The sequence below is a fragment of the Pseudomonas sp. B3(2017) genome (genome assembly GCF_002113595.1).
Classification (GTDB): Bacteria; Pseudomonadota; Gammaproteobacteria; order Pseudomonadales; family Pseudomonadaceae; genus Aquipseudomonas; species Aquipseudomonas ekonensis.
Window position 1 is genome coordinate 176936 of the sequence record NZ_NEIU01000001.1, and the last position, 26256, is coordinate 203191.

Genomic DNA, 26256 nt, shown 5'->3' on the forward strand with positions numbered 1-26256 from the left:
GTGTGTCTGGACGGATCATCGCTGCAGGAGAATGGCTCATGGAACAGGACACGATGGCTGCGTTGCAGGAAAAACGGCGTGCTGCGCTGGTGGAGTACTGCATCGGCCAGGTCAACGGCGCCGACGGGCGGGATTACGGCTTTCTGCGCACGCCGGCCGACCTGTTCGAGCTGCTGCGCATGGATCCGCTGGACAGCTATGCGGTACAGAGTTCCTGGGTGGCCGAAGCGACCAGTTGCGCCCAGCAGTACATCCATGCGGTGTACCGCAAGCTGGAGCCCGGGTTCAGCGAGCATCAGTTCGACAAGGACGATGTGGCCACCTGGGCGCTCTACGGCAACTACCCGGACTGGGCGGCGCTGCAGTTGATCGAGCTTTATCCGGAGAACTTCATCAACCCGTTCGTGCGCCGGCGCAAGACCAGCCTGTTCAAGACCCTGGAAAACGACCTCAACCAGACGCGCCTGGGCACCGACAGCGTGCAGGCGGCGCTGCGCGATTACCTGCAGGCCTTCGAGCAGACCTGCAACCTCGATGTCGTCAGCGGTTACATGGACTACAGGGCCGGCGGTTCCCCCGCGAAAGCGGACTACTACTTCATCGGCCGTCAGAGAACGGCGCCGTTCCAGTATTTCTGGCGCAAGGCGCAGGTCGAGCTGTCGCCGAGCTGCACCGCCATCAATCCGGCCGCGTGGGGGGAATGGCAACCGGTGGACATTCCCGTCGAGGCCAAGGTGCTGGATATGCGCCCGGTGTTCTGGAGCGGGCGCCTGTGCCTGGTCTGGGCCCAGTGGCGCGACAAGGTCGAGGGGCGGACGGCGGACGAGTACCTGCCGCACAGGCTGGACATCCGATTGGCCTTCATGACGCAGAACGGCCAGTGGACGGCGCCGATGGGCCTGGCCGGGCGCGAATTCGATGAGGACCTGTCCGCGGACTGCCGGCTGGTGGTGACCGTGTGGGCCGACCGTCACCACCCCAAGGGCAAGCTGGGGGTGCTGCTGACGAACGGGAAGAGCGACGCGGACTCGTTGCGGGAGGCCGCCGTGCGTGACGTGCTGATGCGGCCCGTGGCGGGCGATGACGCCAGTTGGCTGGAGCATGCGGCCAATCATCGGTTCTCGGATGCCCGGGTGGTGCAGCACCCGTTGCTGAACCAGCCGACCGTGGTGCCCACCGTGGTAACGGCCACCGACCTGACGCCCTTTCTGGACGTGCAGGCGCTGGCGTTCCGCGTCGGCGAAGCGGACTGGCTGGTGATCCAGGGGCTTTGCCGGACGACGGGGCTGAGCGGGAATCCGGTGACGCTGAAGTTCGATCTGGTCAATGAAGCGGCGGGCGATCCTGCGCCTATCGAAAAGAGCTTTCCGCTCGCCGGAGGCTGGAGCACGGACTGGCAGGTCTTCAAACGCGCCAAGGGCTCGTTCGCCCAACCGGTGACCTTCACTTGGGGGGCCGGCACGGTCATCCACAAGAAATTTGATCTGACCCTCCTCAACGTTACGGGCTTCATGCCGGCGATCCTGCTGAAAAACACCTTGGATGCCGCGCAGTTCCTCTCCCTGCGGCAACCGGAGCTGGCCCTCAAGTTCGCCCGCCTGAACTCGCTGTTCGGGCCTGAGCTGGTGCAGCGTTCCAATGTGTCCGTCGATGCGGTGCTGGACTGGGACACGCAGTTTCTCGACGAGCCGCCGCCCGAGTCGGGCCCGATCACTGAGCTCAACGGCGCGTTCGACGGCGCCAATGGCCTGTTTTTCTGGGAGCTGTTCTTCCATCTGCCGCACCTGGTGGCGACGCGGCTGCGCGCCGAGGACCGGTTCAGCCAGGCGCAGGACTGGCTGCATTACCTGTTCGATCCGCAGGCAGCGGCCGACCCTGAGGATCCGCCGCCGGCCAATCCCAAGCCGCAGTATTGGCGTTGCCGGCCTTTGGTGAAGCCCGGCAACCCGGGGTGCGAGAGCCTGGATCCGACCGACCCCGACGCCATCGGTTACGCGGCGCCCAGGCACTTTCAGATTCTGGTGTTCACCGAGTACGTCAGCAACCTGATGGCCTGGGGCGACTGGCACTACCGCCAGCTCACCCGTGACAGCCTGGTGGCGGCGAAGCTGTGCTACGTGCAGGCCGAGTTCCTGATGGGCAAGGCGCCTTCGGCGCGTACGACGAACCAATGGCGGACCGACACGGTCGCCAACCTGTTGGGCAGGAGCGCATCGCGCCCGGCGCTCGAGCGGTTCGAGCGGGAACTGGACTTCAGCCTCGCCCAGATCCCTGCCGGCAGCGATGCCGTGCCCCGGCTCGGGCTGCTGGCCAATGAGCCTTTCGAGACGCCGATCAATCAGCCGTTGCTCGACTTGTTCGCCTTGCCGGGCCAGCGGCTGTTCAACCTGCGCAACAACTTGACCCTCGACGGCAAGCCGCTGCAGATCCCGCTGTTCAGCCCGCCCACGGATCCGAACCAGTTGCTGCGTGACCTGGCGAACGGGGGCGCCGGAGCGCCGCGGCCCATGGGCGGACGGCTGGCGGTGGGGGCGTTCCGCTGGCGGGTGACCTTCGAGGCCGCCCTGCGTGCCGTGCAGACCTTGCAGGAGTTCGGCAATCAGGTGCTGCGTTTCCTTGAGCAGCGCGACCGCTGCGAGCAAGAGGACCTGCAGCAAAGCCATCTGATCGAACTGGGCGCCTATGCCCAGACCGTGCAGGAACAGAGCATCAGCCAACAGGAGGCTGGCGTTGCCGCCCTGGTCCGCAGCCGGGCCGTCGCCCAGGAGCGGGCCGACGCCTATGCGCAACGGCACGCCGAGAACGTCACGGCGGTCGAGTACGACGTCATGGAAAGCCTGCATCTCTCGAAAGTCCTGGCGTTGGCCTCGTCGAGCATCAAGCCTGCCGCGGCGGCCGTGGCGGCCGTTCCCAACATCTTCGGCCTGGCCAATGGCGGGCACCGCGCCGATGCGTTGCTCGATGCCGTGAGTTTCGGGCTGGGCGTCGCCGCCCAGGTGAGGCAGATCGACGCCGACAAGCAGGCGGCCACCGAAGGCTACCGCCGCCGCCGTGAGGAGTGGGCGCTGCTGCGGGACCAGGCGTTGGCGGAAGTGCTCGCCATCGATGAGCAGATCACCGCGCAGACCCACGCCGTGCAGGCGGCGAAGGCCGGCCTGCAACAGACGCTGCGGGCCAACGGCCAGGCCCGGACGGTCTATGACTTCCTGAAAAAGCGCGCGGGCAACGCCGAGCTGTACGGCTGGCTGCTCGGCCAGCTCAAGGCCTTGCACTACCAGGCCTACGACGCTGTGGTCAGCCTGTGCCTCAACGCCCAGGCGTCGCTCAGCGCCGAAACCGGCGATTACGACTCGGTCATTCCCTTGCCGCAGGTCTGGCTCGACAACCGTCACGGCCTGACGGCGGGCGAGCACTTGCGCGGTCACCTGTTGCGCATGGAGCGCGAATACCTGCAACGGCACGAGCGCCGGCTGGAGTTGGTCAAGACGGTCTCTCTGCGCAGACTGTTCGACGACCGCGTCGAGCCCCAACAGGGACTCGACGGCTGGCAGGCCGCGCTGCAGCAACTGCTGGACACCGGGACGCTGGAGTTCCGACTCACCCAATTGCTGTTCGACCGCGACCACCCGGGGCATTACTGCCGGCAGATCGGTTCGCTTGAGGTGGATCTGCCGGTGCTGGCCGGGCCCTACGAAGACGTCCGTGCCACGTTGCTGCAGGTCGGCAGCATGACCGCGACCAAGGCCAACGTCCAGTCGGTGAAGTATCTGCACAATCCCCAGCAAGGCGTCGCGCCCGCCGATGTGCAGGTCAACCTGCGCAGCGGCCAGCAGATCGCCCTGTCGCTGGGCATCGCGGCCAACGGCATGCACGGAACCAAGGCGGACGAGGGCTTGCTCAACCCCTTCGAGTGCACGGGTGCGGTGTCCGCCTGGCGCCTGACGTTCCCGTGGCCGAAAAAGGAACCGCAGGTGTCCATGCTCGGTTCGCTGACCGACATCATCGTGCGCATCCGCTACACCGCCAGGGCAGGGGAACCGACGTTCCTGCGTACCGTGCAGGACATGGTGACCCAGCTCGAAGGCGCCACCGGCAACATCACTGCCGAAGAGGCACGCGGCCATGAATGAGTCAGGCGTTCAGGCGAACCAGAGCCTGGTGCTCAACGGGGCGTTCACCGAAGCGTTCACCCATTGGCGCAAAGGGTCGCTCAACCCGGACTGGCTGGCGATTGAAGCGGAGGCGTATCAGGAAGACGTGATCCGTCTCCTGGCGGCCGGCAACCAGTCGTCGGTGAGCCAGGCCCTGTCGGCGCCCAAGACGCCTTCCCCTGGCGCACGCTATGTCTTGAGCTTTCTGTGCGAGACGCGGCACGCCGAAGCCGGGTGGCTGCGGGTCGGCATTCAGGGGCGTCCTGAGCGACTGGAGATTGCGCTGTTGCCGGGTGCGTCGCGCGACATCGAGGCGGATCGGGCGCGCCTGGCCGCCGGACAGCCGCTGGAGTTCCGGCCGCGCGAGTACCGCGAGGAACTGGCGCTGCCGTTCAGCGGCCAGGACACGCTGGTGGTCGAGGTGCAGAGTCCGGCCAACGCGCCCGGCGACTACCTGTCGAAAATCTGCATCACCCGTATCCGGCTTGAGGTGCACCTGGAGCCGGCGACGATGGTTTCGCTGATCCTCGATGAACAACCGCTGGCGCCTCTGCAAACAGTCTATCTGTGCAAGGGCGCCACGGCGGGCCTGGCCCACCGATTGGGCTTCAACGTGGCGCCGGACAGTGCCTGGCACACCACCCGGGCGGCGCTGACCAGCGACGGCAATCCGCAGCAAGCGGTCGTGGCCACACCCGTCTGGGGTGAGGACCAACCGCTGGACCTGCCCTGGATCCTCGATTGCCCGGTGATCGGCGAAGACGGGGCCGAGTTGTTCACCGTCAACCTGGTCAACCAGTACACCGCCGATCCCTATCCGCTCACGGTGTCGCTGGGGCATCACCGCCTGGTGTTCCTCGGCAAGCTGGAGGCGGCCCATTTCCCGGTGCTGGCGCTCAAGCAGAGCGTCCGGCTGGGTGTGCAGGTGGCGTCGCACTACACCGGCCAGCCATTGGGCGGGCGGACGGTGACCTGGCGGGTGGCGGGGCAGACGCTTGCGGCCGCGGACTCGGATCCGCAGGGCTGGGCCTGGTTCGATTACCTGCCCACCGCCGCGGGGGATTTCACCGTAGCGGCCTCGGTGGACAGCCCCTACTACGCCAGCGGTGCGATCAGCGCCCTGTTTGAGGTGCGGGTGCTGGCGACGGATCCGTGGAGCGATGCATTGGCAGTGGTCGAAGACGCGGCACTGCCCTGGGCGCAGAGCACCGGCTATCCCAACCGAGGTACGGATTATCCGCTCAGGGTGCGGTTGCCTGCGGGGAGCCCGATGCTCGGGACAGAGGTTTCATTGCATTGGAGCGGAGATTCGCACGAACAGCTGGGTGTGGGCATCAGCCCGGCGCTCGGACAGCCGCAGCCCGTCGAAAGCACACACATCGACTGGACGCTGTCGAGCGAAGACCGGCTGGACGGGCAGTTCAGCCTGACACTGGCCTGCTCGAAGCTGCTGCACCCTTCACCGGCCAAACCCATGTCGCTGGCGCGCAATGTGGTGCGGATCGGCGAGGTGCGCGAAGCCGACCGGTTTCCGGTGGTGGACGAGGGCGAAAGCGTGCTGCTGCGGGTCCAGGTGATTCACGTGGTCACCAGCGGCGACGGTGACCCGGTGAGCAATGCACAGGTGGATTGGGTGACGCCCGAAGGCACGGTTTCGACCCGCTCGGGGGCGGGAGGCTGGGCGAGCATGCTGTACCGTCCGGCGAGGGCCGGCGACCTGGTGGTGACGGCCCGGGTCAGGGCCCACGCCGAAGCCGTTGCCGTGGAGCGGCCGTTTGCCGTGAAGGCACTGGCGACCAGCCCGTGGAAAGACCGGATCAGGATCCTGTTCGATGGGCGCGACGTGGATCTGGTCGGCACGGGGTTGCTGTGCCGGCGCGGCGGTGCGCATGTGCTGAAGATCCTGCCGGTGGCGGGCAGTCCGTTCATCGGGCAATCCGTCACGCTGGACTGGCGCGCGGGCGATCCGGGCATCGGGCTGAGCGTCAGCGGGCTCGGCAGCGGCAGGATCCTGACCGCCGCAGGGCTCGAATGGACGTTCAGTTCCTCGGCGCCGCAGAGCTTCAGCGCATTGTTTGCCCTGCAACTGTCCACCGGCATCGCCGCGTCGCCCAGGGAACTGATCGGGCGACTGATCGCGGCGGACCTGGCCGACGAACTGACGGTGATGCTCGATCAGGTGACGCAGCCGCCGGCGGGGCAACCTTTCTATCCGTGCCTGGGGGCCCGGCATGCCGTCAGGTATTTGCCCAATCCCCTGAGCCCGCTGGTGGGCCTGCAGGGCCGGCTGGTGTGGCAGGGAACCCCCGCCGACGACTTGCAGGCCGGGGTCGAGCCGCCCCCGGACCGTGCGCAGCCGATCGAGGACGGCGGTGTGGCCTGGACGCTGGACTTCACGTCGAGCCCGACGGCCGGAGACTTTTCCCTGGCCCTGGCGCTGCCGGCGTTGGGCGTGGCATTGCAGGCGGACGCGATGCATCTGGGGCACAACCGGCTGCGTATCGCAAACCGTCGTGATACGGCCGTCGATCCGGTGGTCGGCCAGGATCGGGCCTGGCTCTGGGTGCAGGTCGAATCGGTGTTCACCGGCCAGCCTGTGGCGCAGGCCCCCGTGGACTGGAGCGCTCAGGGTGAGGTGGCCAGCCGGACCTGCGACGAGACCGGCTGGAGCGGGTTCGGGTTCGCGCCGGTCCTGGCCGGCGAGCACACGGTCGAGGCGCAGGTGCTGAGCCGTTTCGACGGTTTTCAGGAGCGGCGTCCGTTCCCGGTGACGGCATTGGCGGACGATCCTTGGCGCAGCGTGCAGGTTCGCTTCGATGGCCAGCCTGCCAGCCGTTGGGGCGAGCAGACGTTCTTCCCGCGGCGCAAGGGCGAGCACCGGATCGAAGTGCTGGCCGAGGCGGGCAGCCCGTTGCTGGAGCGCAGCCTGACCCTGGGCCTGACGGGCACCGGTCCCGCCGAACTGGGCCTGCAGTTCCAGGCACCGGGGCTCGGGGCGCCGCGCCTGTTCTCCGGCATCGGCCTGCATTACCTGCTCAGGTGCGGCGACCTCAAGGACGGTGGCTTCGCCTTGCGCCTTGGGGCCGAGCGCTTGGCGAGCCTGTCGCCGGCCAATGCGATGTCGTTGGGGGAGGGCGCGCAGGTCATGGAGATCGAGGGGACGGGCCGTACCCGTCAGGTGCTCGACTGGGGAGAGGAACTGGTCGAGCAGGTGAGGGTGATTGCGTCTACCACGGGCAAGCCGATGGTCGGGGCGACGGTTGCCTGGGAACATCCGGACCTGGAGGGCGTGACCAGTCAGACTGATTTCTACGGAGTGGCCAAGGTTCGTTTCAGGCCGCATACGACAGGCACATCCGTGTTGGTGGCAACGGTGGGCTCGGTGTCGGTCGAGTTGGCGTTTACGCTCAATGAGCCCCGTGAAATCAGTGAGCTGTATGAGCCGGACGGCCCGCAACCTCTACCCGACAGATCCGGAGTCCTTGCCCGAGCCGTGGTGCTTTCGGCGTTTACGGGGTTGCCGCTGGCTGGGGTCGAGGTTTGGTGGGACTTCTCGGGGCACTTTGTTTCAACGTCGCTGACCGATGCTGAAGGCATTGCGCAACTGGCCTTTACGTATCCCGAACAAGGTGTATTGGGCGCTACCGTGAAGGGTGGACTGGGAGGCTGGGACTACACGCATATTCTGTTCGACAGAAAGGTGCCGACGATCACGTCGTTGACCAGTCCGGATCAGGATGTCGGGTTGGGCAGGAAGGCGCTGGCGCAAGTGACGGTGGCTTCCGCCCTGGACGGGCTACCCATCGGCGGCGTCAACGTGGAATGGAGCTTCCCGGGAGTGACGCTGCCGTCCACCTTCACGAACCCGGACGGACGATCACTGATCGAGTTCGTCCCTCCAGCGCTCGGCAAGTATTCTTTGCAGGCAACGATTGACGTGACCAAGCCTCATTCGCTGGATTTCAACATTGTCGAATCGGCTACGTTGCCTCAGATCTACACCATCGGAAAACTGCACGGACAGAGCCTGATCGGTGCGCAAGCGCATTGCTATGTCCTCGTCCGAAATCCCGCAGGTCTGCCCGTAGAGGGAGAGGAAGTCTTCTGGAGTTTTCCGAAGGCCAGAGTGGTTTCCACGATTGCCGATTCATCAGGACGTGCTGAGGTGAAGTTCGTTCTGCATAACCGGGGAACGTTAGTCGCACGTGTTCGGGGAGGCTCCGATCTCGCCCTTCCGTTGTAACGTTACTCAGCCCTGTCGTTGAGCCGGGTCAAAACGACCCGGCGCGCTTGTACTTCAAGTAGCGGGTCACCAGATCGGTTCCCAGCTCCTCAGGCCGTAGGTTCAGCATCGCCACCCCATGAGCCCCCAACCGCTCATGACATTCTGCCCGTGCATTGAGAAAGTCCACCGTGCCGCAGTAGGCCAACGCTTCATCGAGGGTCTGCACCGGCGAGCTGCGTATCCGATCAAGCGTTGCCTCGCGCAGGCTGGCCACCAGCACCTGATGTTGTTGGCTCAAATGTTTGACCGCCACGAGCAGATCATCGTCATCCTCATCGCGCAGGTTGGTCACCAGCACCACCAGGGCCCGACGCTTCTGCCGTGTCAGCAGTTTCCGGGCAGCGCTCTGGTAATCCGCCGAGCGCTGACCGCTTTCAAGGTCATAGGCGGCGTTGAGCAACACATTGAGTTGTCCGGGCCCCTTGATCGGCGCGAGGTAGCGTTCCTGCTCGCCGGCAAACGTGCACAACCCCACCGCATCCCCTTGGCGCAACGCCACATAACTGAGCAGCAGGCACGCATTCAGCGCATGGTCGAAATGCGACAGCTCATCGTCCTGGCTGCGCATGCGCCGCCCGCAATCGAGCAGGAACATGATCTGCTGATCGCGCTCATCCTGGTACTCGCGGGCGATCGGCGTGCGCTGGCGGGCGGTGGCTTTCCAGTCGATCTGGCGCAGGCTGTCGCCTTCGCGGAACTCGCGCAACTGGTGGAATTCCAGGCCTTGCCCGCGCCGTTGCCGCTGACGCACGCCGAGCTGGCTGAGCCAGTTGTCCACCGCCAGCAGTTGCCCGCCGTAGAGCCGGGCGAAGTCGGGGTAGACCCGGGTGTTGTCCATCACGGGCAACAGGCGTTTGCCTGACCACAGGCCCAAGGGGCTCGGCAGGTTGACCTCGCAATGCTCGAAGCGGAAGTGGCCGCGCTTGAGCGGCCGCACGCGATAACCGACCTGGCTGGCTTGGCCCGGCTGCAGTTCGACCGTCAGCGGCAGGTGCTCGAAGTCAAGGCCGTCCGGCACATGGTCGAACAGTCGGATGCGCAACGGTTCGGCAAAGTCGTGACCGACCGTAAGGCTCACCTCGCCCCAGCGGCCGAGCGCCAGGCTGCCCGGTACTTGCCGCTGCACCCGGGGCAAGGGCAGGCGCTGGAGACGGAGGGCATCCAGGATCGCCAAGGCCAGCAACGCCAGGAGCATGCCCCAGTTGACCGCCTGCAGGCTGGGTGGCGTGTCGATGTCCAACGCGCTCAGGCTGCCCAGCAGGACACCCAGGGCCAGCAGGGCCGACAGCCAGACCAGCAGCCGTTTCGACGGTTTCACGGGTGCCTCCCCCGTGTGGTGAGGGGCGGCGTCATTGGCGCGGCGCCGGCACTTGGTCGAGCAGTTGCTGGAGCACCTGATCCACTTGCAGTCCTTCGATGTCCAGCTCCGGGGTGATGCGCACCCGATGGCGCAGCACCGCCAGCGCACAGCCCTTGATGTCATCCGGGATCACGAACTCGGCGCCGCGCAGGACGGCACGGGCCCGGGCGCAGCGCACCAGCGCAATGGAGGCCCGGGGGCCGGCGCCGAGGCTCAGGCCCGGCCAGCTGCGGGTGCTGCGGGCCAGGCGCACGGCATAGTCGAGCACCTGGTCGTCCAGCGGCAGGTCGCTGGCGATGCGTTGCAGGGCCTGGACGTCCTTGGCCTGCAGCACCGTGCGCAGCGGCTGCACGTCGAGCATGTCGGCACGGCTGGAGCGGGTGACCTGTCGCACCATGTCCAGTTCCTGGTCGGCGTCTGGGTAGTCCATGCGCACCTTGAGCATGAACCGGTCGAGTTCGGCTTCGGGCAGCGGGTAGGTGCCTTCCTGCTCGATCGGGTTCTGGGTGGCCAGCACCATAAACGGTTGCGCGATGGGCAGGGCCCGCCCTTCGAGGGTGACCTGGCGCTCCTGCATGGCCTCCAGCAGGGCGGCCTGGGTCTTGGCCGGCGCACGGTTGATCTCGTCGGCCAGCAGCAGGTGAGTGAACAGCGGCCCCTTGCGCAGCTTGAACTGTTCGGTCTGCAGGTCGTACACCGCGTGACCGGTGACGTCGCTGGGCATCAGGTCCGGGGTGAACTGGATGCGCGCGAACTCGCCGCCGAACGTCTTGGCCAGGGCCCGGACCAGCAGGGTCTTGCCGAGCCCCGGCACGCCTTCGAGCAAGACGTGGCCGCCGGCGATCAGGGCGGTAAGCACGTCGTCGATCACGCTGTCCTGGCCGATCAGGGCCTTCTGCAGTTCGTTGCGCACCGCCTGGGCCAACTGGGTGGCCCGCTGGCGTTGCTGGGCGGCATGGCTGGCGGCGCCGGGCTCGGTCTGTTCGTTCATAGGGCGTTCCTCAAGGATTGCAGGTGGGCGACCTGCCGGCTGAATTCGGCGCCGGACAGGCGCTGCTTGCGCACCGGGCTCAGGGCCTGGCTGATGGCGCGGGTCGGCTGCCGGGTCAGGCGCGACAGCGCCAGCCATTGCTCGGCCACGTTCAATTGATCGAAGCCCGGATGGCGCCGTCGGGCCCGGCGCAGCACATCCTGCTGCAGGGCTTGCAGCAATGTCCGCTGCCCGTTGTGGCGCAGGATGAAACCGGCGCTGGCGCGCAGATGCTCCTGCAATTGCCGGCGTCCGCCGGGGGCGGGCGCAACGACCGGCCCGTGACGGACGCCGGCGTGCCACAGCCACAAGAGGATCAGGGCCGTCAGGGCCACGATGGCTTGCGGAAAGTGGCGCCAGAGCAGGGTCGGCAGGCCGTCGCGGGCCGTGTTGAACAGCAGGGTCACCGAGGTGTCGGCGCTCAGGTACCAGAGCAGCCAGGCGTTGTCGTGCCGGGCGATGTCCGGGGTCTTCCAGAGTTCGGCATCGGTGACCACGGTGATCGTGCCGACGCCGTAGGGCAGTTGCATCATGTGGGTGGCCCTGCCGCTGTTGGCCCAGGCCTGGGCCAGGTTCTTCGGGTCTTCAAGGTGAAAGTCGGTGTCGAAGCCGACGTAGGCCGGGGCGTCTTCGTCTTCCAGGTACAGCTTGGTCAAATTGGGGTAGGGATCGTCCGCCGCGTCCGGCGCAGGCTCCTTGAGATCCTTGCTCAGCGACTGGTGAAGCTGCACACGGTCGAGCAACAGGTCGTTGCTTTGGCCGCTGCGTTCGTCCCACAGCGATTCGGCGACGAACACCAGCCGTCCGCCGGCACGGGCCCAGTTGAGCGTTTGCTCGACCTGGCGCGGCGTCATGTTCGAACGGTCGCCGAACAGCAGCAGTGTGTGCCGGCGCGGGTCGATGCCGGGCAACGCATCCAGGCTTTCGGCATGGGTGACGGACAGGCCGCGCCCGCGCAGGAACAGCTCCGCCGCCAGGTAAGGATTGGCCTGCGCGGCGGGAGAGGGGCCGTGGTCGATCACGCTCTGGTAGGGTTCGGCCTTGAGGTACAGCAAGAGGCACAGCGCGCCCAGCAGGGCGACGGCCAAGGCAGCGGCCAGCCTGACCGCGAGCCGGTTCAATGCGCCGCTCCCGGGCCGAACAGGGTGCGCCAGCCGTCGCACAGTTCCTGTTGCAGGTGCGCGGCGGGCAACCGGTGCCCGTAGGCCATGTTCTGCCAGTGCCCGGTCAGGCTGCGGCTGAACGCAAGCAGTTCCGGGCGCTGCAACCGCTCGATCTGCGCCAGCACCTGGTGTTCGGTGTCGGCGGGTTTGAGCGTCAGGCCGAAGTCGTGCAGCAGATGGCTGAGCAGCGCCCGGTAGAGCAGGCCCAACGCCGCCCGGGGTTGGCTGGCCCAGAGCTGTTCGGCGCTGGTGGCGATGTCGTCGGGCAGCGTTTCCCGGTTCAGGTCGAGGCCGAAGGCCTGCTGCGGCGCGGGGCGGTGCGGGCGTGACGGCCTCTTCGGACGACGGCCGGCGAATGCCTGCAGCCAATCGCGGTAGCGCCAGATCAGCCAGCCGAGCGCGGCCGACAAGGCGCCCCACAACAGCACTTCGATCAATTGCGCAAGGCCGTCAAAATGCCGGCTGTCGAGCCAGTCGAACAGCGTTTCCAGCCATTGCGGCACGCCGCCTTCGTGGGTTTTCTCTGACTGTTCGGGATCGTCGCCGAAGCGGTAGCGGGTGACGGTTTCCGGGTTCTTGAACGGCGGTTGCTCCAGCAATGCCTTGATGTCGTCGCGGGAGGCCTGGCTGGTGAGGGGTTGGTGCAGCAGGCGCGGCGCCTGCGGGGCGTCGACCGGTTCCGCCGCCCAGGCGGTCGGCGGGGCGGACCACAGCAAGGCGAACGCCAGCAGCAGGACCGGCGCGACGCCGCTCAGGCGCTGGCGCAGGCGGCGGAACACCAGTTCGATGTCCCAGGCCTCCAGCACGGTGCGCCGGTTCAGGTAAAGGCTGAAGCCGCAGGCCACGTAGACCGGCTCCCATACCACCAGCACCAAGGCGTAGAAGGCGTTGGTCAGGTGTTCCAGCCAAAGCCAGTCCTGATCGGCGGCCAGGATCAGGCTCTGCCAGTCCCAATCGGTTTCTATTTGTTGCGGCAGCAGCAGGTAGAACAGCACCATCAGACCGATCCACAGCGCCGTTTCGAGATGGACGCCGATGATCGTCAGCCACTGCGCCGCCCCGGCATTGCGTTGCAGCAGCACCCGCAGACGCTGCTGGCGCGCGCTGCCGGACAGGCCTTCGAGCTGCACCACCGGCAGCAGGAAGCTGCGGCTCAGGCTCAGGCGGCGCCAGGTCAGGCTGGCGAGCAACTGCGGCTTGAGCAGGCGCGGCCATTCCCGCAGCGTCTGTCTCAGGGTCGGCGTTTCACCGAACAGGGCCCTGGAGAGGATATACAGCGGCAAGCGTTCGTAGGCCGGCTTCAGCCACCAGAAGATGAACAGGGCCAGCGACGGCGAACGCCACAGCGACAGGCTCAGCAGGGCGAACAACGGCAAGGTGACGAGGGCCCAACTGGTCATCAGCAGGCGCCGGTGCCGCTGGCTCATCAGCACGCCCAGATCCATGGCTTCCCAGGTCGAGCGCGGACGGATCGCCACGGTGGCGTCACTCAGGCGCATGGCGGGCCTTTCCGGCAAACAGCAGATAGGCGGCCACCAAGGCCCAAAGCCCTGCGCCGACCCCGTACTTGGTCAGCGGCGCCACGGTGGCGCGCGAGGACCAGTAGGCCTCGATGAAGGCCGCGATCAGCAGGAACAGCATGACCCCGCACACCAGCGACACGCTTTGGCGCGCCGCGTGCCTGAGCGCTTCGCCGCGGGTCAGGCGCCCGGGGGCGACCAAGGCCCAGCCCAGCTTCAGCCCCGCCGCCCCGGACAGGGCGATGGCCGTGAGCTCGAAGGCGCCGTGGCCGATCACGAACGACCAGAACGGCTGGCCGAAACCGATGGCGCTCAGGTGCCCGGCCACCGCACCGATGAACAGGCCGTTGTAGACCAGGTAGAAAACGCTGCCCAGCCCGAGCAGCAGCCCGCTGGCGAAGGTCTGGAAGGCGATGCCGATGTTGTGCATGACGTAATAGCCGAACATCACCCAGTCTTCGCTGGCCGCCCGTTCGGTCGGCCGCCCGAGATGACCGGCGGCCGGGTCGTACATGCTTTGCACTTCGCGCACCTGGTCGGCGGGAATCAGGGCGTACGCCAGGTCAGGGAACAGCCGCACCAGCACACCGAAGCCGATCAGGCTGGCGAAGAACAGCAGGGCGGCGGTCAGCACGAACCGCCATTCATCGCGCACAGTGCGGGGAAACCCGGCAAGGACGAACCCCGCCAGACCGGCGCCGGCCCGGCTGCGCTGACGGTACAACTGCTGATGACCGCGCAGCGCCTGCTGCTGCAGCGAGTCGATCAGGAAACTGCTGTAGCCCCGCTCCTGAGCCAGGGCCAGGTGCTGGCAGAGCCGGCGGTAGGCCTTGGGGAAACCGGCCACCTGCGACGTGTCCTTGCCTCGCTCCAGGCGTTCGAGCGTCAGCGCGAAACGCTCCCATTCGGCCTTGTGGCGGTTTTCGAAGAGGTTCTGCTTCATGTCGGGCCCAGCAGGCCGCGGGCGATGCCGTTGAGCTCGCCGACCGCCTTCGGTGCGCTGATGTGCAGCGGCTGGGCGAGCAGGGCGGCGAGTTCGTTGACCCGTGCCGGCGACAGCTCGCTTTGGCGTTCGGCGAAACCGAGCAGGGCGCGTTGCTCGCTCAAGGTGAGGGGCACCGGACACAGGCGGGGAACAGCCTCAGGCAATGACGGAGGTCGGGGCGGGGTTTCGCCGTAGACCACCAGCGTGCCGGCGGCGATGTCGCCCAGGCGTTTGAAGGTCGGGTGCTGCAGGCAACTGAGGGCGCCGAGGAAGTAGCCGAACGGCATCAGGTCGACGACGCGCAGCAGGTTGCGCAGCAGCGAGGCCGACCAGCCGACCGGCGTGCCGTCGTCGTGCACCACCCGCAGGCCCATCCACTGCTTGCCCGGCGACCGGCCCTGGCGCAGCACCTCGAACAGCACCATGTACCACCAGCTCACCCCGAACAGCAGGAGCGAGCCCAGGCCCATGCCGAGCCTGCCCAATGCCGCCAGCGCCATGAACAGGACGCCGAGCGCCGCTCCCCGCAGGGCCAGGTCGATGGCGAATGCCACCGCGCGCACCGGCAGCCCTGCCGGGCGCAAAGGCAGGTCGATGCCTTCCGGCGTCTCGACCTGATGCCGGGTGTCCTGCGGCGTAACCAGCGGTGCTTTCCTTGGCGGTGCTGAAGGCTCGAACATGGGCTACCTGAGATGTCGCCGGATGGGGATACGAGTGCGTCCGATGCTAGCAGCCTCTTGGGGGAAAACGACATAACTATGTATTGCACACCGCGCCGCGAAATGTGCCTGAATGATGCCGCGCTGGTCGTGACGGCGTTCGAGCGCCTAGACTTCGCCGATCTTCAGTTCAGGAACACCCCGTGACTTCCATCTTCTGGTACGACTACGAGACCACCGGCATCAACCCGCGCAGCGACCGCCCGCTGCAGGTGGCCGGCATCCGCACCGACCACGCGCTCAACGAGATCGGCGAGCCGGTCAATCTCTATTGCCGGCCCAGCGACGACATCCTGCCGCATCCGGCGGCGTGCGCGATCACCGGCATCACGCCCGGCCGCCTGGCCAGCGACGGCCTGAGCGAAGCCGACTTCATGACCCGGGTGCATGCGCAACTGGCGGCGCCCGGCACCTGCGGCGCGGGCTACAACACTTTGCGCTTCGACGATGAAATGACCCGTTACAGCCTGTACCGCAACTTCTTCGATCCCTATGCCCGGGAATGGCAGGGCGGCAACAGCCGCTGGGACCTGATCGACGTGGTGCGCGCCGCCTATGCCTTGCGTCCTGACGGCCTGGAATGGCCCACCGACGACGAAGGGCGGGTGACGCTCAAGCTCGAACGCCTGACCGCCGCCAATGGCATCGATCACGGTCATGCCCACGAAGCGCTGTCGGACGTGCGCGCCACCATCGCCCTGGCGCGGCTGATCCGCGAGAAGCAGCCGAAACTGTATGACTGGCTGTTTCAACTGCGCAGCAAACAGAAGGTCATGGATCAGATCCGCCTGATGCAGCCGATGGTGCACATTTCCGGTCGCTTCTCGGCGGCGCGGCATTATGTGGGCGTGGTGTTGCCGTTGGCCTGGCATCCGCGCAACCGCAACGCGCTGATCGTCTGCGACCTGCACCTCGATCCGCAGGGGTTGCTGGATCTGGATGCCGACACCCTGCGCCGGCGCCTGTACACCCGGCGCGAAGACCTGGCCGAAGGCGAACTGCCGGTGCCGCTCAAGCAGATCCACATCAACCGCTGTCCGGTGGTGGCGCCGATGTCGGTATTGCGTGCCCAGGATCAACAACGGCTTGGCCTGGACATGGCGTTGTATCAGGCCCGTGCCTTGCGGCTAAGTGACGCACAGCAAGTTTGGAAAGATAAGATCCCGGCCATTTACGCCAGTGAGGAATTCACCCCGAGCGAAGATCCGGAACAACAGTTGTACGACGGATTTATCGGCGACCGGGATCGGCGTCTGTGTGAACAAGTGAGGGCGGCGGATCCTGCGCAATTGGCGCAGGAACAATGGCCTTTCGATGATGAACGTCTGCCGGAGTTGTTGTTTCGATATCGAGCGCGCAACTTTGCGCAGACGTTGAATTCCGAAGAACAACAACGCTGGACGGATTTCTGCCGGCAGCGGTTGTCGGACAGCGAGTGGGGGGCTCCCAATACCCTGACATCATTTGCCGAAGCCATGGGGCAATGGGCGCTTAGTGCGACGCCTGAGCAAAGTGCGGTGCTCGCGCAATGGCAGGATTATGTCCAGGTGTTGCGCAAACGTTTGAACCTGTGAATCCGGACAAGTCCCCATAAAATTGAAGGCATAAAAAAACGCCAGCGGATGCTGGCGTTTCTTCGTGTGTCGCGGACGTGTCTGCGACGGGGGTTGCAGCTTAGCCCAGCAGGGTGGACCAGCTCTCGACCACGTCACCGCCCCACTTGGCTTTCCACTCTTTCAGAGTCTTGTGGTTGCCGCCTTTGGTTTCGATGACTTCACCGTTGTGCGGGTTCTTGTATTGTTTAACTTTGCGTGCACGCTTGGTGCCGGTAGTTTTGACTGCGCCGCCGCGTGGGGCCTTGGTTTTGGACTCTGGATCCAGCAGCGCGATGATGTCGCGCAGGGACTTGGAGTACTCGCCCATCAGGGCGCGCAGTTTGCCTTCGAATTCCAGTTCTTTTTGCAGTTTGTCGTCTTGCGACAGGTTCTGCAGACGGGCTTGCAGCTCTTTGATGGCTTCTTCGGTGGCGCGGTATTCGTTGATCAAGGACATGGTTACTACCTTATGTAGGAGTGCTGGGTGGCAGGGACAGTGCCGCAATAATAGTCAGGCTGTTTCATCAAGTAAACATTTAACCGGGTCATTTATTTGAATTAGTTTCGATGAAAAGGCCTGAATTGAATATTCGGTTAAATAATGTGATGCAGTCTTCAGCGATATTCACGGTCGTCCGTTCGCCCATGGCTTTTGCGCCTGCGCCCCTGACGGCAGGCGGTGGCGAGCGTCCCGTCCGCCCCGGAAACGGACCGGGCGGTCATCAATACTGCAGTTTTTGCGCACAGTCGCTAGAATGGCCGCCTTTGCGAAGTTCTGGAGTTTCCCCCTCATGCGCACCTTTCGGTTGGTGATTTCCTGCCCGGACCGCGTTGGCATCGTTGCCAAAGTCAGTAACTTTCTGGCGTCCCACAACGGCTGGATCACCGAAGCGAGCCACCACTCGGACAATCAGGTCGGCTGGTTCTTCATGCGTCACGAAATCCGTGCCGACTCCCTGCCGTTCGGCATCGAAACCCTGCGCGAGAAGTTCGCGCCGATCGCCGAAGAGTTCTCGATGGACTGGCGCATCACCGACACCGAGCAGAAAAAGCGCGTAGTGCTGATGGCCAGCCGCGAGTCCCACTGCCTGGCCGACCTGCTGCACCGCTGGCACAGCGATGAGCTGGACTGCGAGATCGCCTGCGTGATCTCCAACCACGACGACCTGCGCAGCATGGTCGAGTGGCACGGCATCCCTTACTACCACGTGCCGGTGAACCCGCAGGACAAGCAGCCGGCCTTCGCCGAAGTCTCGCGCCTGGTTCGCCAGCACGAAGCCGACGTCGTGGTGCTGGCGCGCTACATGCAGATCCTGCCGCCGGAACTGTGCAGCGAGTACGCGCAGAAGGTCATCAACATCCACCACAGCTTCCTGCCGTCGTTCGTCGGCGCCAAGCCATACCACCAGGCTTCGCTGCGTGGCGTGAAGCTGATCGGCGCAACCTGCCACTACGTGACCGAAGAGCTGGACGCCGGCCCGATCATCGAGCAGGACGTGGTGCGCGTCAGCCACAGCGACAGCATCGAGGACATGGTGCGTTTCGGCCGTGACGTCGAGAAGATGGTGCTGGCCCGCGGCCTGCGCTATCACCTGGAAGACCGCGTGCTGGTGCACGGCAACAAGACCGTGGTGTTCTGACCGGCCCCAAAGGCGTCGGTTGAAAAAGCAAGGGCTTGGGCGTTCAATCGTCCAGGCCCTTTTTTTATCCGCAGAATCCGTTCGAACCCCGAGGAGATGCCATGAGCGATCCACTGGACAAAGCCACTTCAAAAGCGCCTGCGACGTTGGGGGAGGGGTGTCTGGCCCGCTACGACCCGGATGACATGGGCCCTGAGGACGGGACGGAGTTTCCCGGCGCGGCTGAGCTGTGGGAGCGGCTCAAGGATCAGGAGGAGAACGACGAGCCTGAGGGGGAGTCGGTGGAGCGTTAGCGCCGCAGTGGTTTGCGTTGCACCCTCACCTGACTGGCGGTGTTTGGGCTGACGCCATCGCCAGCAGGCTGGCTCCCACCGCTTTAGTGGGAGCGTTGGATCAGTCGCCAAAGATGTCGGTTGTTGCGGCCTCATCGCTGGCAAGCCAGCTCCCACAGGTTTTTGCGGCGTTTGCGGATTCTGTGTCCGCCGCAAAAACCTGTGGGAGCCAGCCTGCTGGCGATGACGGCAAACCAGCCCCCATCGGGGCCGGCAATGCCGCCGCGATCGCGAGCAGGCCGGTGAAGGCGCCTCAGATCCGGAAGGTGCCCACCAGATGCTTGAGCCGCGCCGCCTGCTGCTCGAGGTCCGAGCAGGCGCGCAGAGTGGCCTGCAGGTTTTCCACGCCTTCCTGGTTCAACGTGTTGATCTCGGTGATGTCGACGTTGATCGACTCCACCACGGCGGTCTGCTCTTCGGTCGCGGTGGCCACCGACTGGTTCATGCCGTCGATCTCGCCGATGCGCTGGGTCACGCTGCTCAGGCGTTCGCCGGCCTGGTTGGCGATCTCCACGCTGTCCTGACTGTGGCGCTGGCTGTCGCTCATGGTGCTGACGGATTCCCGGGCGCCGACCTGCAGCTCCTCGATCATGGTCTGCACCTGTTGCGCCGACTCCTGGGTGCGGTGCGCCAGGTTGCGCACTTCGTCGGCCACCACGGCGAAGCCGCGGCCCGCCTCGCCGGCACGGGCCGCTTCGATGGCGGCGTTGAGCGCCAGCAGGTTGGTCTGCTGGGAAATGCTGGTGATCACTTCCAGGATCTGGCCGATGTTCACGGTCTTGCTGTTGAGCGATTCGATATTGGTGCTCGACGCGCTGAGCATGCTCGACAATTGGTTCATCGCCTTGATGCTGCGGTCCACCACCTGCTGACCGTCTTCGGCCAGGTTGCGCGCGTCGCTGGCCTGGGTCGAGGCTTGCGCGGCGTTGCGGGCGATTTCCTGGGCGGCGGCGCCGAGCTGGTTGATCGCGGCGGCCACGCTGTTGGTGCGCGAGGCCTGCTGGTCGGAGTTGTACATCGACGAGTTGGACGCTGCGACCACCCGCAGGGCGACTTCGTTGACTTGGCCGGTGGCCGAGGACACTTCGCGGATCGAACCGTGGATGCGCTCCACGAAACGGTTGAACGCGGTGCCGAGCACGCCGAACTCGTCCTGGTTCTGGATGGTCAGGCGCTTGGTCAGGTCGCCTTCGCCGTCGGCGATGTCTTCCATGGCGCGGGTCATGACGTGCAGCGGCTGGATCAGGATGCGGATCAGCATGCCGAGCAGGGCGATGATGATTGCCACCGCGATCACGGTCGCGATCACGGCCGAGGTGCGGAACTGGCTGAGCATCGAGAACGCCTTGTCCTTGTCCACCGACAGGCCGATGTACCAGTTCACCGACGGCAGGCCCTTGATCGGGGTGAAGGTGACGATGCGGGTCTTGCCGTCGACGGTGACTTCGCTGAAGTCGCTGCTGATGCGCGGGGTGTCCTGCGGGTAGGCTTCCTTGAGCGATTTCATCACCAGGGCCTTGTCCGGGTGCACCAGGATCTTGCCGTCGGCGCTGACCAGGAACACATAGCCCATGCCGTCGAAGTCACGGGCGGCGAGGGTGTCGATCAGGGTTTGCAGGCTCAGGTCGCCGCCGACCACGCCCACGCTCTGACCGGCCTTTTTCGAGGCCGTGGCGATGGAAATGATCAACTGGCCGGTGGCCGCGTCGATGTAGGGTTCGGTCAGGGTCGAGGTGCTGCTGCCCTCGGCGCCCTTGTACCAGGGGCGGACGCGGGGGTCGAAGCCGTCCGGCATCTTGGCGTCCGGGCGGATGGTGAAGTGGCCGGTGGCATCGCCCAGGTAGGAAGCCATGAACGTCGACGTCAGGGCTTTCTGTTCCAGCAGACCGGCGACCGTCGAAGGTTCCGAGTTGATGGCGATGTTCTGGGCGGCGTTCTCGATCAGCAGGATGCGGCCGTTGAGCCAGGTCTGGATGTTGCCGGCGGTGACCTCGCCCATCTCGTTGAGGTAGTTGTTCAGGTCCTCGCGGATCGCGTTGCGTTGCAGCCAGTCGTTGTACAGCGTGAACGAGGCGAAGGCGGCGATGACGATGAGGGCGGCGGCAAGCAGGATTTTATGGCTGAAGCGCAGGTTTTTGTTCATGGCTTGGGGTTCCGCTAAGGTCTTAATGTCCAGGACGTGCTTTTATGGAAGCGCGCAGAATGGGCAAGGGTGAAAGTAAGCTGATATTTCCGTCTCTCCTTAGGGAAATGTCAGACCAAGCTTGTGGCTGGGTCTCTCGCCTTTATGTATCGGCCATGCAGAATCAAAGATTAACCATTAGGTGACAAAATGCCTGACTCTCTGCAACTCGTAATCGGCGCCGATCTCGCCGGGCAACCGATCGCCCAGGCCATGCGCCTGGCCAACCGCCACGGCCTGGTGGCCGGCGCCACCGGCACCGGCAAGACCGTCACCTTGCAGCGCCTGGCCGAAGCGTTCAGCGACGCCGGGGTCGCGGTGTTCGCCGCCGACGTCAAGGGTGACCTGTGCGGCCTCGGGGCCGCCGGCAATCCTCAGGGCAAGGTCGCCGAGCGCATCGCCGGCATGCCGTGGCTGAACCACACCCCTCAGGCCTATCCGGTGACGCTGTGGGACATCCACGGTCAGTCCGGTCATCCGTTGCGCACCACCTTGAGCGAAATGGGCCCGCTGCTGATCGGCAGCCTGCTGGAACTCACCGACAGCCAGCAGTCGGCGTTGTACGCGGCGTTCAAGGTGGCGGATCGCGAAGGGCTGCTGTTGCTGGATCTGAAAGACCTGAAGGCGCTGCTCAACCACCTCAAGGACAACCCGCAACTGTTGGGCGAGGATGCGGCACTGTTCACCACCGGCTCGAGTCAAGCGCTGCTGCGGCGTCTGGCGACGCTGGAGCAGCAGGGCGCCGAAGCGCTGTTCGGCGAGCCGGCGCTGCAGCTCGAAGACATCCTGCAGCCGGCGGCCGACGGGCGCGGGCGCATTCATCTGCTCGACGCCAGCCGCCTGGTGCACGAGGCGCCGAAGGTGTACGCGACCTTCCTGCTGTGGCTGCTGGCCGAGTTGTTCGAGCAGTTGCCCGAGCGCGGCGACGCCGACAAGCCGCTGCTGGCGCTGTTCTTCGACGAGGCCCATTTGCTGTTCACCGATACGCCCAAGGCCTTGCAGGATCGGCTGGAGCAGGTGGTGCGGCTGATCCGCTCCAAGGGCGTGGGGGTGTATTTCGTCACCCAGTCGCCGGGCGACCTGCCGGACGATGTGCTGGCGCAGTTGGGCCTGCGCATCCAGCACGGCCTGCGGGCCTTCACCGCCAAGGAACAGAAGTCCCTGCGGGCGGTGGCGGACGGCTTCCGGCCCAATCCTGCGTTCGACACCCTGACGGTGCTGACCGAGCTTGGCATCGGCGAAGCGCTGGTCGGCACCTTGCAGGAAAAAGGCACCCCGGAGACGGTGCAGCGCGTGCTGGTGGCGCCGCCGCAATCGCGGATCGGGCCATTGACCGAGACCGAACGCACCGTGCTGATCGGCGGATCGCCGTTCAAGGGGCGTTACGACAAGCCCATCGACCGCGAGTCGGCCTACGAGATCCTGATGGGCCGCAAGGGGCTGGCGCCGGAGGCCGAAGCGGCGCCGGGCAAACCGGCGGCAGAGGAACCGAGCCTGGCCGACCGCGCCGGGGAATTCCTCGGCACGGCGGCGGGTCAGGCGCTGAAATCGGCGATGCGACAGGCGGCGAACCAGTTGGGCAAGCAATTGGTGCGCGGCTTGATGGGCTCTTTGCTGGGGGGCAGCAAGCGGCGCTGACCGGCGCCGCCATCGCCAGCAGGTCGGCGGTCAGCCTTTGGTCTTGGCGTGTGCCGCCAGCCGCTCCAGCGCCGCCCGCAGGTTCGGGTCGCTGATCCCCTCGGCGGTGGACTGAAGGGTCGCCGCCGCATCCGTCGACAGGTCGACGCTGTGTTCGCTCGGCCCGCGCTGGACGGTCGGTGGTTGCACCTTGAACAGAATCCGCGTCAGCCCGGCGAACTCGTCGAACATCTGCAATTGCCGTTGCAGGCGTTTTTGCTGATAGCGCAGGCGGGTCGCCCAGTGGCCGTCGGTGACAATCAGCAACAAATCCCCTTCACGCCACTTGGCCACATGGCAGTGCTCGCGGGCGGCGGGCTGCAACTGGGTTTCGAGCAGGCGCTGCAGGTGCCCCAGGCGTTGGGCGTGGTTGAGGATGGCCTTCAGCGGCCTGGCTTCGCGAAGCAGGACAGCGGGTGCCTTGGCTGTGTGCGGGCGAAATGCCATGATCGAACACCGAAATTGACGGGGGCACTATGTTAGCAGGAAGGTTGTCAGGAAGCGGCTCACGCACTCGCCCCATTGCTTTTGCCTCTGCTTTGCCCCTTAAATCACCGACTGACTTAAGTGCCGTACGGCTTGAAGTCGAGCAAAACGCCCCTATTTTAAGTGAGCCCCGTCAAAGCGCAGTGCCAGCATCGTGGAACATCGCCACTTTCCTCACCACCGTTTCCGGGTAGAATGCTCGTTCGCATGCGGCCATGAGGGCTGCACGGGCGACTCACGGGGCCGCCCTCCATCCCTTTAGTGTGGAAGATCCTGCCGATATGTTTGCGCCTTTGTTAAAGAAACTTTTTGGAAGCAAGAACGAGCGTGAAGTCAAACGCATGCTCAAGACGGTGCAACTCGTCAATGCCTTCGAAGAGAAGATGGTCGCCCTTTCGGACGATCAACTGCGCGCCAAGACTGCCGAGTTCAAGGACCGCATCGCCAAAGGGGAAACCCTCGACAAGCTGCTGCCCGAAGCGTTCGCGGTCGCCCGCGAAGCCGGCAAGCGCGTCATGGGCATGCGTCACTTCGACGTTCAGCTGATCGGCGGCATGACCCTGCACGAAGGCCGGATCGCCGAAATGCGCACTGGTGAGGGCAAGACCCTCGTGGGCACCCTGGGCGTTTACCTCAACGCGCTGTCCGGCAAGGGCGTGCATGTGGTGACGGTGAACGACTACCTGGCCCGCCGCGACGCCAACTGGATGCGTCCGCTGTACGAGTTCCTCGGCCTGACCGTCGGTATCGTCACGCCGTTCCAGCCGCCTGAGGAAAAGCGTCTGGCCTACGCCGCCGACATCACCTACGGCACCAACAACGAATTCGGGTTCGACTACCTGCGCGACAACATGGCGTTCAGCATGGAAGAGAAATTCCAGCGCGAACTCAACTTTGCCGTGATCGACGAAGTCGACTCCATCCTCATCGACGAAGCCCGTACCCCGCTGATCATCTCCGGCCAGGCCGAGGACAGTTCCAAGCTGTACATCGAGATCAACAAACTGATCCCGAAACTCAAGCTGCACGTCGAAGAGGTCGAAGGCGAAGTCACCCAGGAAGGCCACTACACCGTTGACGAGAAGACCCGCCAGGTCGAACTCAACGAGGCCGGCCACCAGTTCATCGAAGACCAGCTGACCAGCATCGGCCTGCTGGCCGAAGGCGAGAGCCTGTACTCGGCGCACAACCTGAGCCTGCTGACCCACGTCTACGCCGGCCTGCGTGCGCACAAGCTGTTCCACCGCAACGTCGAGTACATCGTGCAGGACGGCCAGGTCGTGCTGGTCGACGAGCACACCGGCCGCACCATGCCGGGCCGCCGTCTGTCCGAGGGCCTGCACCAGGCCATCGAAGCCAAGGAAAACCTGAACATCCAGGCCGAAAGCCAGACCCTGGCCTCGACCACGTTCCAGAACTACTTCCGTCTGTACACCAAACTGTCCGGCATGACCGGTACGGCCGACACCGAAGCGTTCGAGTTCCACCAGATCTACAACCTGCCGGTGATCGTGATTCCGACCAACAAGCCGTTGGCCCGTAAGGACTACAACGACCTGGTGTTCCTGACCGCCGAAGAGAAATACGCGGCGATCGTCAACGACATCAAGGAAAGCATGGCGGCCGGCCGTCCGGTGCTGGTCGGTACGGCCACCATCGAAACGTCCGAGCACATGTCCAACCTGCTGGTGAAGGAAGGCATCGAGCACAAGGTGCTGAACGCCAAGTTCCACGAGAAGGAAGCGGAAATCATCGCCCAGGCCGGTCGTCCGGGCGCGCTGACCATCGCCACCAACATGGCCGGTCGCGGTACCGACATCCTGTTGGGCGGCAACTGGGAAGTGGAAGTCGCTTCGCTGGAAAACCCGACCCCTGAGCAGATCGCCCAGATCAAGGCCGACTGGCAGAAGCGTCACCAGCAAGTGCTGGAGGCGGGCGGTCTGCAGGTGATCGCCTCCGAACGTCACGAATCCCGCCGTATCGACAACCAGCTGCGTGGCCGTGCCGGCCGTCAGGGCGACGCCGGCTCCAGCCGCTTCTACCTGTCGCTGGAAGACAGCCTGATGCGCATCTTCGCCTCCGACCGGGTGAAGAACTTCATGAAGGCCCTGGGCATGCAGCCGGGCGAGGCGATCGAGCACCGCATGGTGACCAACGCCATCGAAAAGGCGCAGCGCAAGGTCGAAGGCCGCAACTTCGACATCCGCAAGCAACTGCTGGAGTTCGACGACGTCAACAACGAACAGCGTAAAGTGATCTATCACATGCGCAACACGTTGCTGGCCGCCGACAACGTCGGTGAGACCATCGCCGACTTCCGCCAGGACGTGCTCAACGCCACCGTCAGCGCCCACATCCCGCCGCAGTCGCTGCCGGAGCAGTGGGACGTGGCCGGCCTGGAAGCCGCGTTGCAGAGCGACTTCGGCGTATCGCTGCCGATCCAGAAATGGCTCGACGAAGACGATCACCTGTACGAAGAGACCCTGCGCGAGAAGCTGCTGAACGAGCTGGTCGCCGCCTACAACGAGAAGGAAGACCAGGCCGGCGCCGACGCCCTGCGTTCCTTCGAGAAGCAGATCGTGCTGCGGGTGCTGGACGACCTGTGGAAAGACCACCTGTCGACCATGGATCACCTGCGCCACGGCATCCACCTGCGCGGCTATGCCCAGAAGAACCCGAAGCAGGAGTACAAGCGCGAGTCCTTCACGCTGTTCTCCGAACTGCTGGATTCGATCAAGCGCGACTCGATCCGTGTGCTGTCGCACGTTCAGGTGCGCCGCGAAGACCCGGCCGAGGAAGAGGCCCGTCTGCGCCAGGAAGCCGAAGCGCTGGCCGCCCGCATGCAGTTCCAGCACGCCGAGGCCCCCGGCCTGGAAGCGCAGCCGGAAGAAGTGGGTGAAGAGGTCGACGTGGCCCTCGCCGCCGCGCCGGTTCGCAACGAGCAGAAACTGGGCCGCAACGAGCTGTGCTATTGCGGTTCGGGCAAGAAATTCAAGCATTGCCACGGGCAGATCCAGTAAAACCCGTTTCAATCGCTGAAATACCCGCGCCGCGACCGGCATCAGCCGTCGCGGCGTTTTGCCATTTATCCCGCCGCTTTTCCGTGTGGCGGTGCTGACATTACTGATTGA

Annotated in this window: 16 protein-coding genes and 1 pseudogene; 7 read left to right on the top strand and 10 right to left on the bottom strand. The window is 65.2% G+C overall.

Features of this window, described 5'->3' with window-relative positions; genetic code table 11:
- Positions 1-38: 38 nt before the first annotated feature.
- Both CAG33_RS00700 and CAG33_RS00705 read left to right on the top strand, forming a co-directional pair.
- The gene (locus CAG33_RS00700; protein WP_085636590.1) at positions 39-4130 is read left to right on the top strand and encodes a neuraminidase-like domain-containing protein; all 4092 of its coding nucleotides are present in this window, start codon (positions 39-41) and stop codon (positions 4128-4130) included.
- Positions 4123-8394: a hypothetical protein gene (locus CAG33_RS00705; protein ID WP_085636592.1), complete on the top strand. Its 4272-nt coding sequence runs from the start codon at positions 4123-4125 to the stop codon at positions 8392-8394. Before CAG33_RS00700 ends, CAG33_RS00705 begins: the two co-directional genes overlap by 8 nt.
- Positions 8395-8422: 28 nt before the next feature.
- On the opposite strand, the gene CAG33_RS00710 is transcribed toward CAG33_RS00705, so the two are convergent.
- From CAG33_RS00710 to CAG33_RS00735, 6 genes are read right to left on the bottom strand one after another with little or no spacing between them, the layout of a single operon-like run.
- Entirely contained in the window at positions 8423-9754 is a 1332-nt protein-coding gene (locus CAG33_RS00710; RefSeq protein WP_085636594.1) for a DUF58 domain-containing protein, read from the bottom strand.
- Between the two features lie 31 nt (positions 9755-9785).
- Positions 9786-10787, bottom strand: coding sequence for a MoxR family ATPase (locus CAG33_RS00715; protein ID WP_085580396.1), 1002 nt, complete (start codon positions 10785-10787; stop codon positions 9786-9788).
- Complete coding sequence (locus CAG33_RS00720) at positions 10784-11947, bottom strand: DUF4350 domain-containing protein (RefSeq protein ID WP_085629521.1); 1164 nt, start codon at positions 11945-11947, stop codon at positions 10784-10786. Before CAG33_RS00720 ends, CAG33_RS00715 begins: the two co-directional genes overlap by 4 nt.
- Positions 11944-13488 carry a DUF4129 domain-containing protein gene (locus CAG33_RS00725; protein WP_085636596.1) on the bottom strand — a complete coding sequence of 515 codons (1545 nt, stop codon included), beginning with the start codon at positions 13486-13488 and terminating at the stop codon, positions 11944-11946. The genes CAG33_RS00720 and CAG33_RS00725 overlap by 4 nt, the downstream gene beginning before the upstream one ends.
- The gene (locus CAG33_RS00730; protein WP_085636598.1) at positions 13475-14452 is read right to left on the bottom strand and encodes a stage II sporulation protein M; all 978 of its coding nucleotides are present in this window, start codon (positions 14450-14452) and stop codon (positions 13475-13477) included. Before CAG33_RS00730 ends, CAG33_RS00725 begins: the two co-directional genes overlap by 14 nt.
- Complete coding sequence (locus tag CAG33_RS00735) at positions 14449-15174, bottom strand: RDD family protein (protein WP_085636600.1); 726 nt, start codon at positions 15172-15174, stop codon at positions 14449-14451. Before CAG33_RS00735 ends, CAG33_RS00730 begins: the two co-directional genes overlap by 4 nt.
- A gap of 182 nt (positions 15175-15356) precedes the next feature.
- On the opposite strand from CAG33_RS00735, the gene sbcB reads away from it, so the two are divergent.
- The gene (gene sbcB, locus CAG33_RS00740; protein WP_085636602.1) at positions 15357-16787 is read left to right on the top strand and encodes an exodeoxyribonuclease I; all 1431 of its coding nucleotides are present in this window, start codon (positions 15357-15359) and stop codon (positions 16785-16787) included.
- A gap of 100 nt (positions 16788-16887) precedes the next feature.
- On the opposite strand, the gene mvaT is transcribed toward sbcB, so the two are convergent.
- Positions 16888-17265 (bottom strand): histone-like nucleoid-structuring protein MvaT, encoded by a 378-nt coding sequence (mvaT, locus tag CAG33_RS00745; protein ID WP_085580410.1) that lies wholly within the window; start codon positions 17263-17265, stop codon positions 16888-16890.
- Between the two features lie 334 nt (positions 17266-17599).
- On the opposite strand from mvaT, the gene purU reads away from it, so the two are divergent.
- Positions 17600-18448 carry a formyltetrahydrofolate deformylase gene (gene purU / locus CAG33_RS00750; protein ID WP_085580412.1) on the top strand — a complete coding sequence of 283 codons (849 nt, stop codon included), beginning with the start codon at positions 17600-17602 and terminating at the stop codon, positions 18446-18448.
- A 101-nt stretch (positions 18449-18549) separates the two neighbouring features.
- Entirely contained in the window at positions 18550-18741 is a 192-nt protein-coding gene (locus CAG33_RS00755) for a hypothetical protein (RefSeq protein ID WP_085580414.1), read from the top strand.
- 292 nt (positions 18742-19033) lie between these two features.
- Here the strand turns inward: CAG33_RS00755 and CAG33_RS28915 are convergent, their stop codons facing one another.
- Together CAG33_RS28915 and CAG33_RS28920 are read right to left on the bottom strand one after the other, a co-directional pair.
- Complete coding sequence (locus CAG33_RS28915; protein WP_371856095.1) at positions 19034-19798, bottom strand: methyl-accepting chemotaxis protein; 765 nt, start codon at positions 19796-19798, stop codon at positions 19034-19036.
- Positions 19799-19891: 93 nt separating this feature from the next.
- Positions 19892-20923 (bottom strand): annotated as a pseudogene (locus tag CAG33_RS28920) (cache domain-containing protein); the annotation flags it as partial.
- A 189-nt stretch (positions 20924-21112) separates the two neighbouring features.
- On the opposite strand from CAG33_RS28920, the gene CAG33_RS00765 reads away from it, so the two are divergent.
- Positions 21113-22600, top strand: coding sequence for a helicase HerA-like domain-containing protein (locus CAG33_RS00765; RefSeq protein WP_085580418.1), 1488 nt, complete (start codon positions 21113-21115; stop codon positions 22598-22600).
- Between the two features lie 30 nt (positions 22601-22630).
- Here the strand turns inward: CAG33_RS00765 and CAG33_RS00770 are convergent, their stop codons facing one another.
- A complete protein-coding gene (locus tag CAG33_RS00770) occupies positions 22631-23086 on the bottom strand; it encodes a DUF721 domain-containing protein (RefSeq protein WP_085580420.1) in 456 nt (151 codons plus the stop codon).
- 320 nt (positions 23087-23406) lie between these two features.
- Between CAG33_RS00770 and secA the strand changes: the two genes are divergently transcribed.
- A complete protein-coding gene (gene secA, locus CAG33_RS00775; RefSeq protein WP_085580422.1) occupies positions 23407-26145 on the top strand; it encodes a preprotein translocase subunit SecA in 2739 nt (912 codons plus the stop codon).
- The last annotated feature ends 111 nt before the right edge of the window (positions 26146-26256 follow it).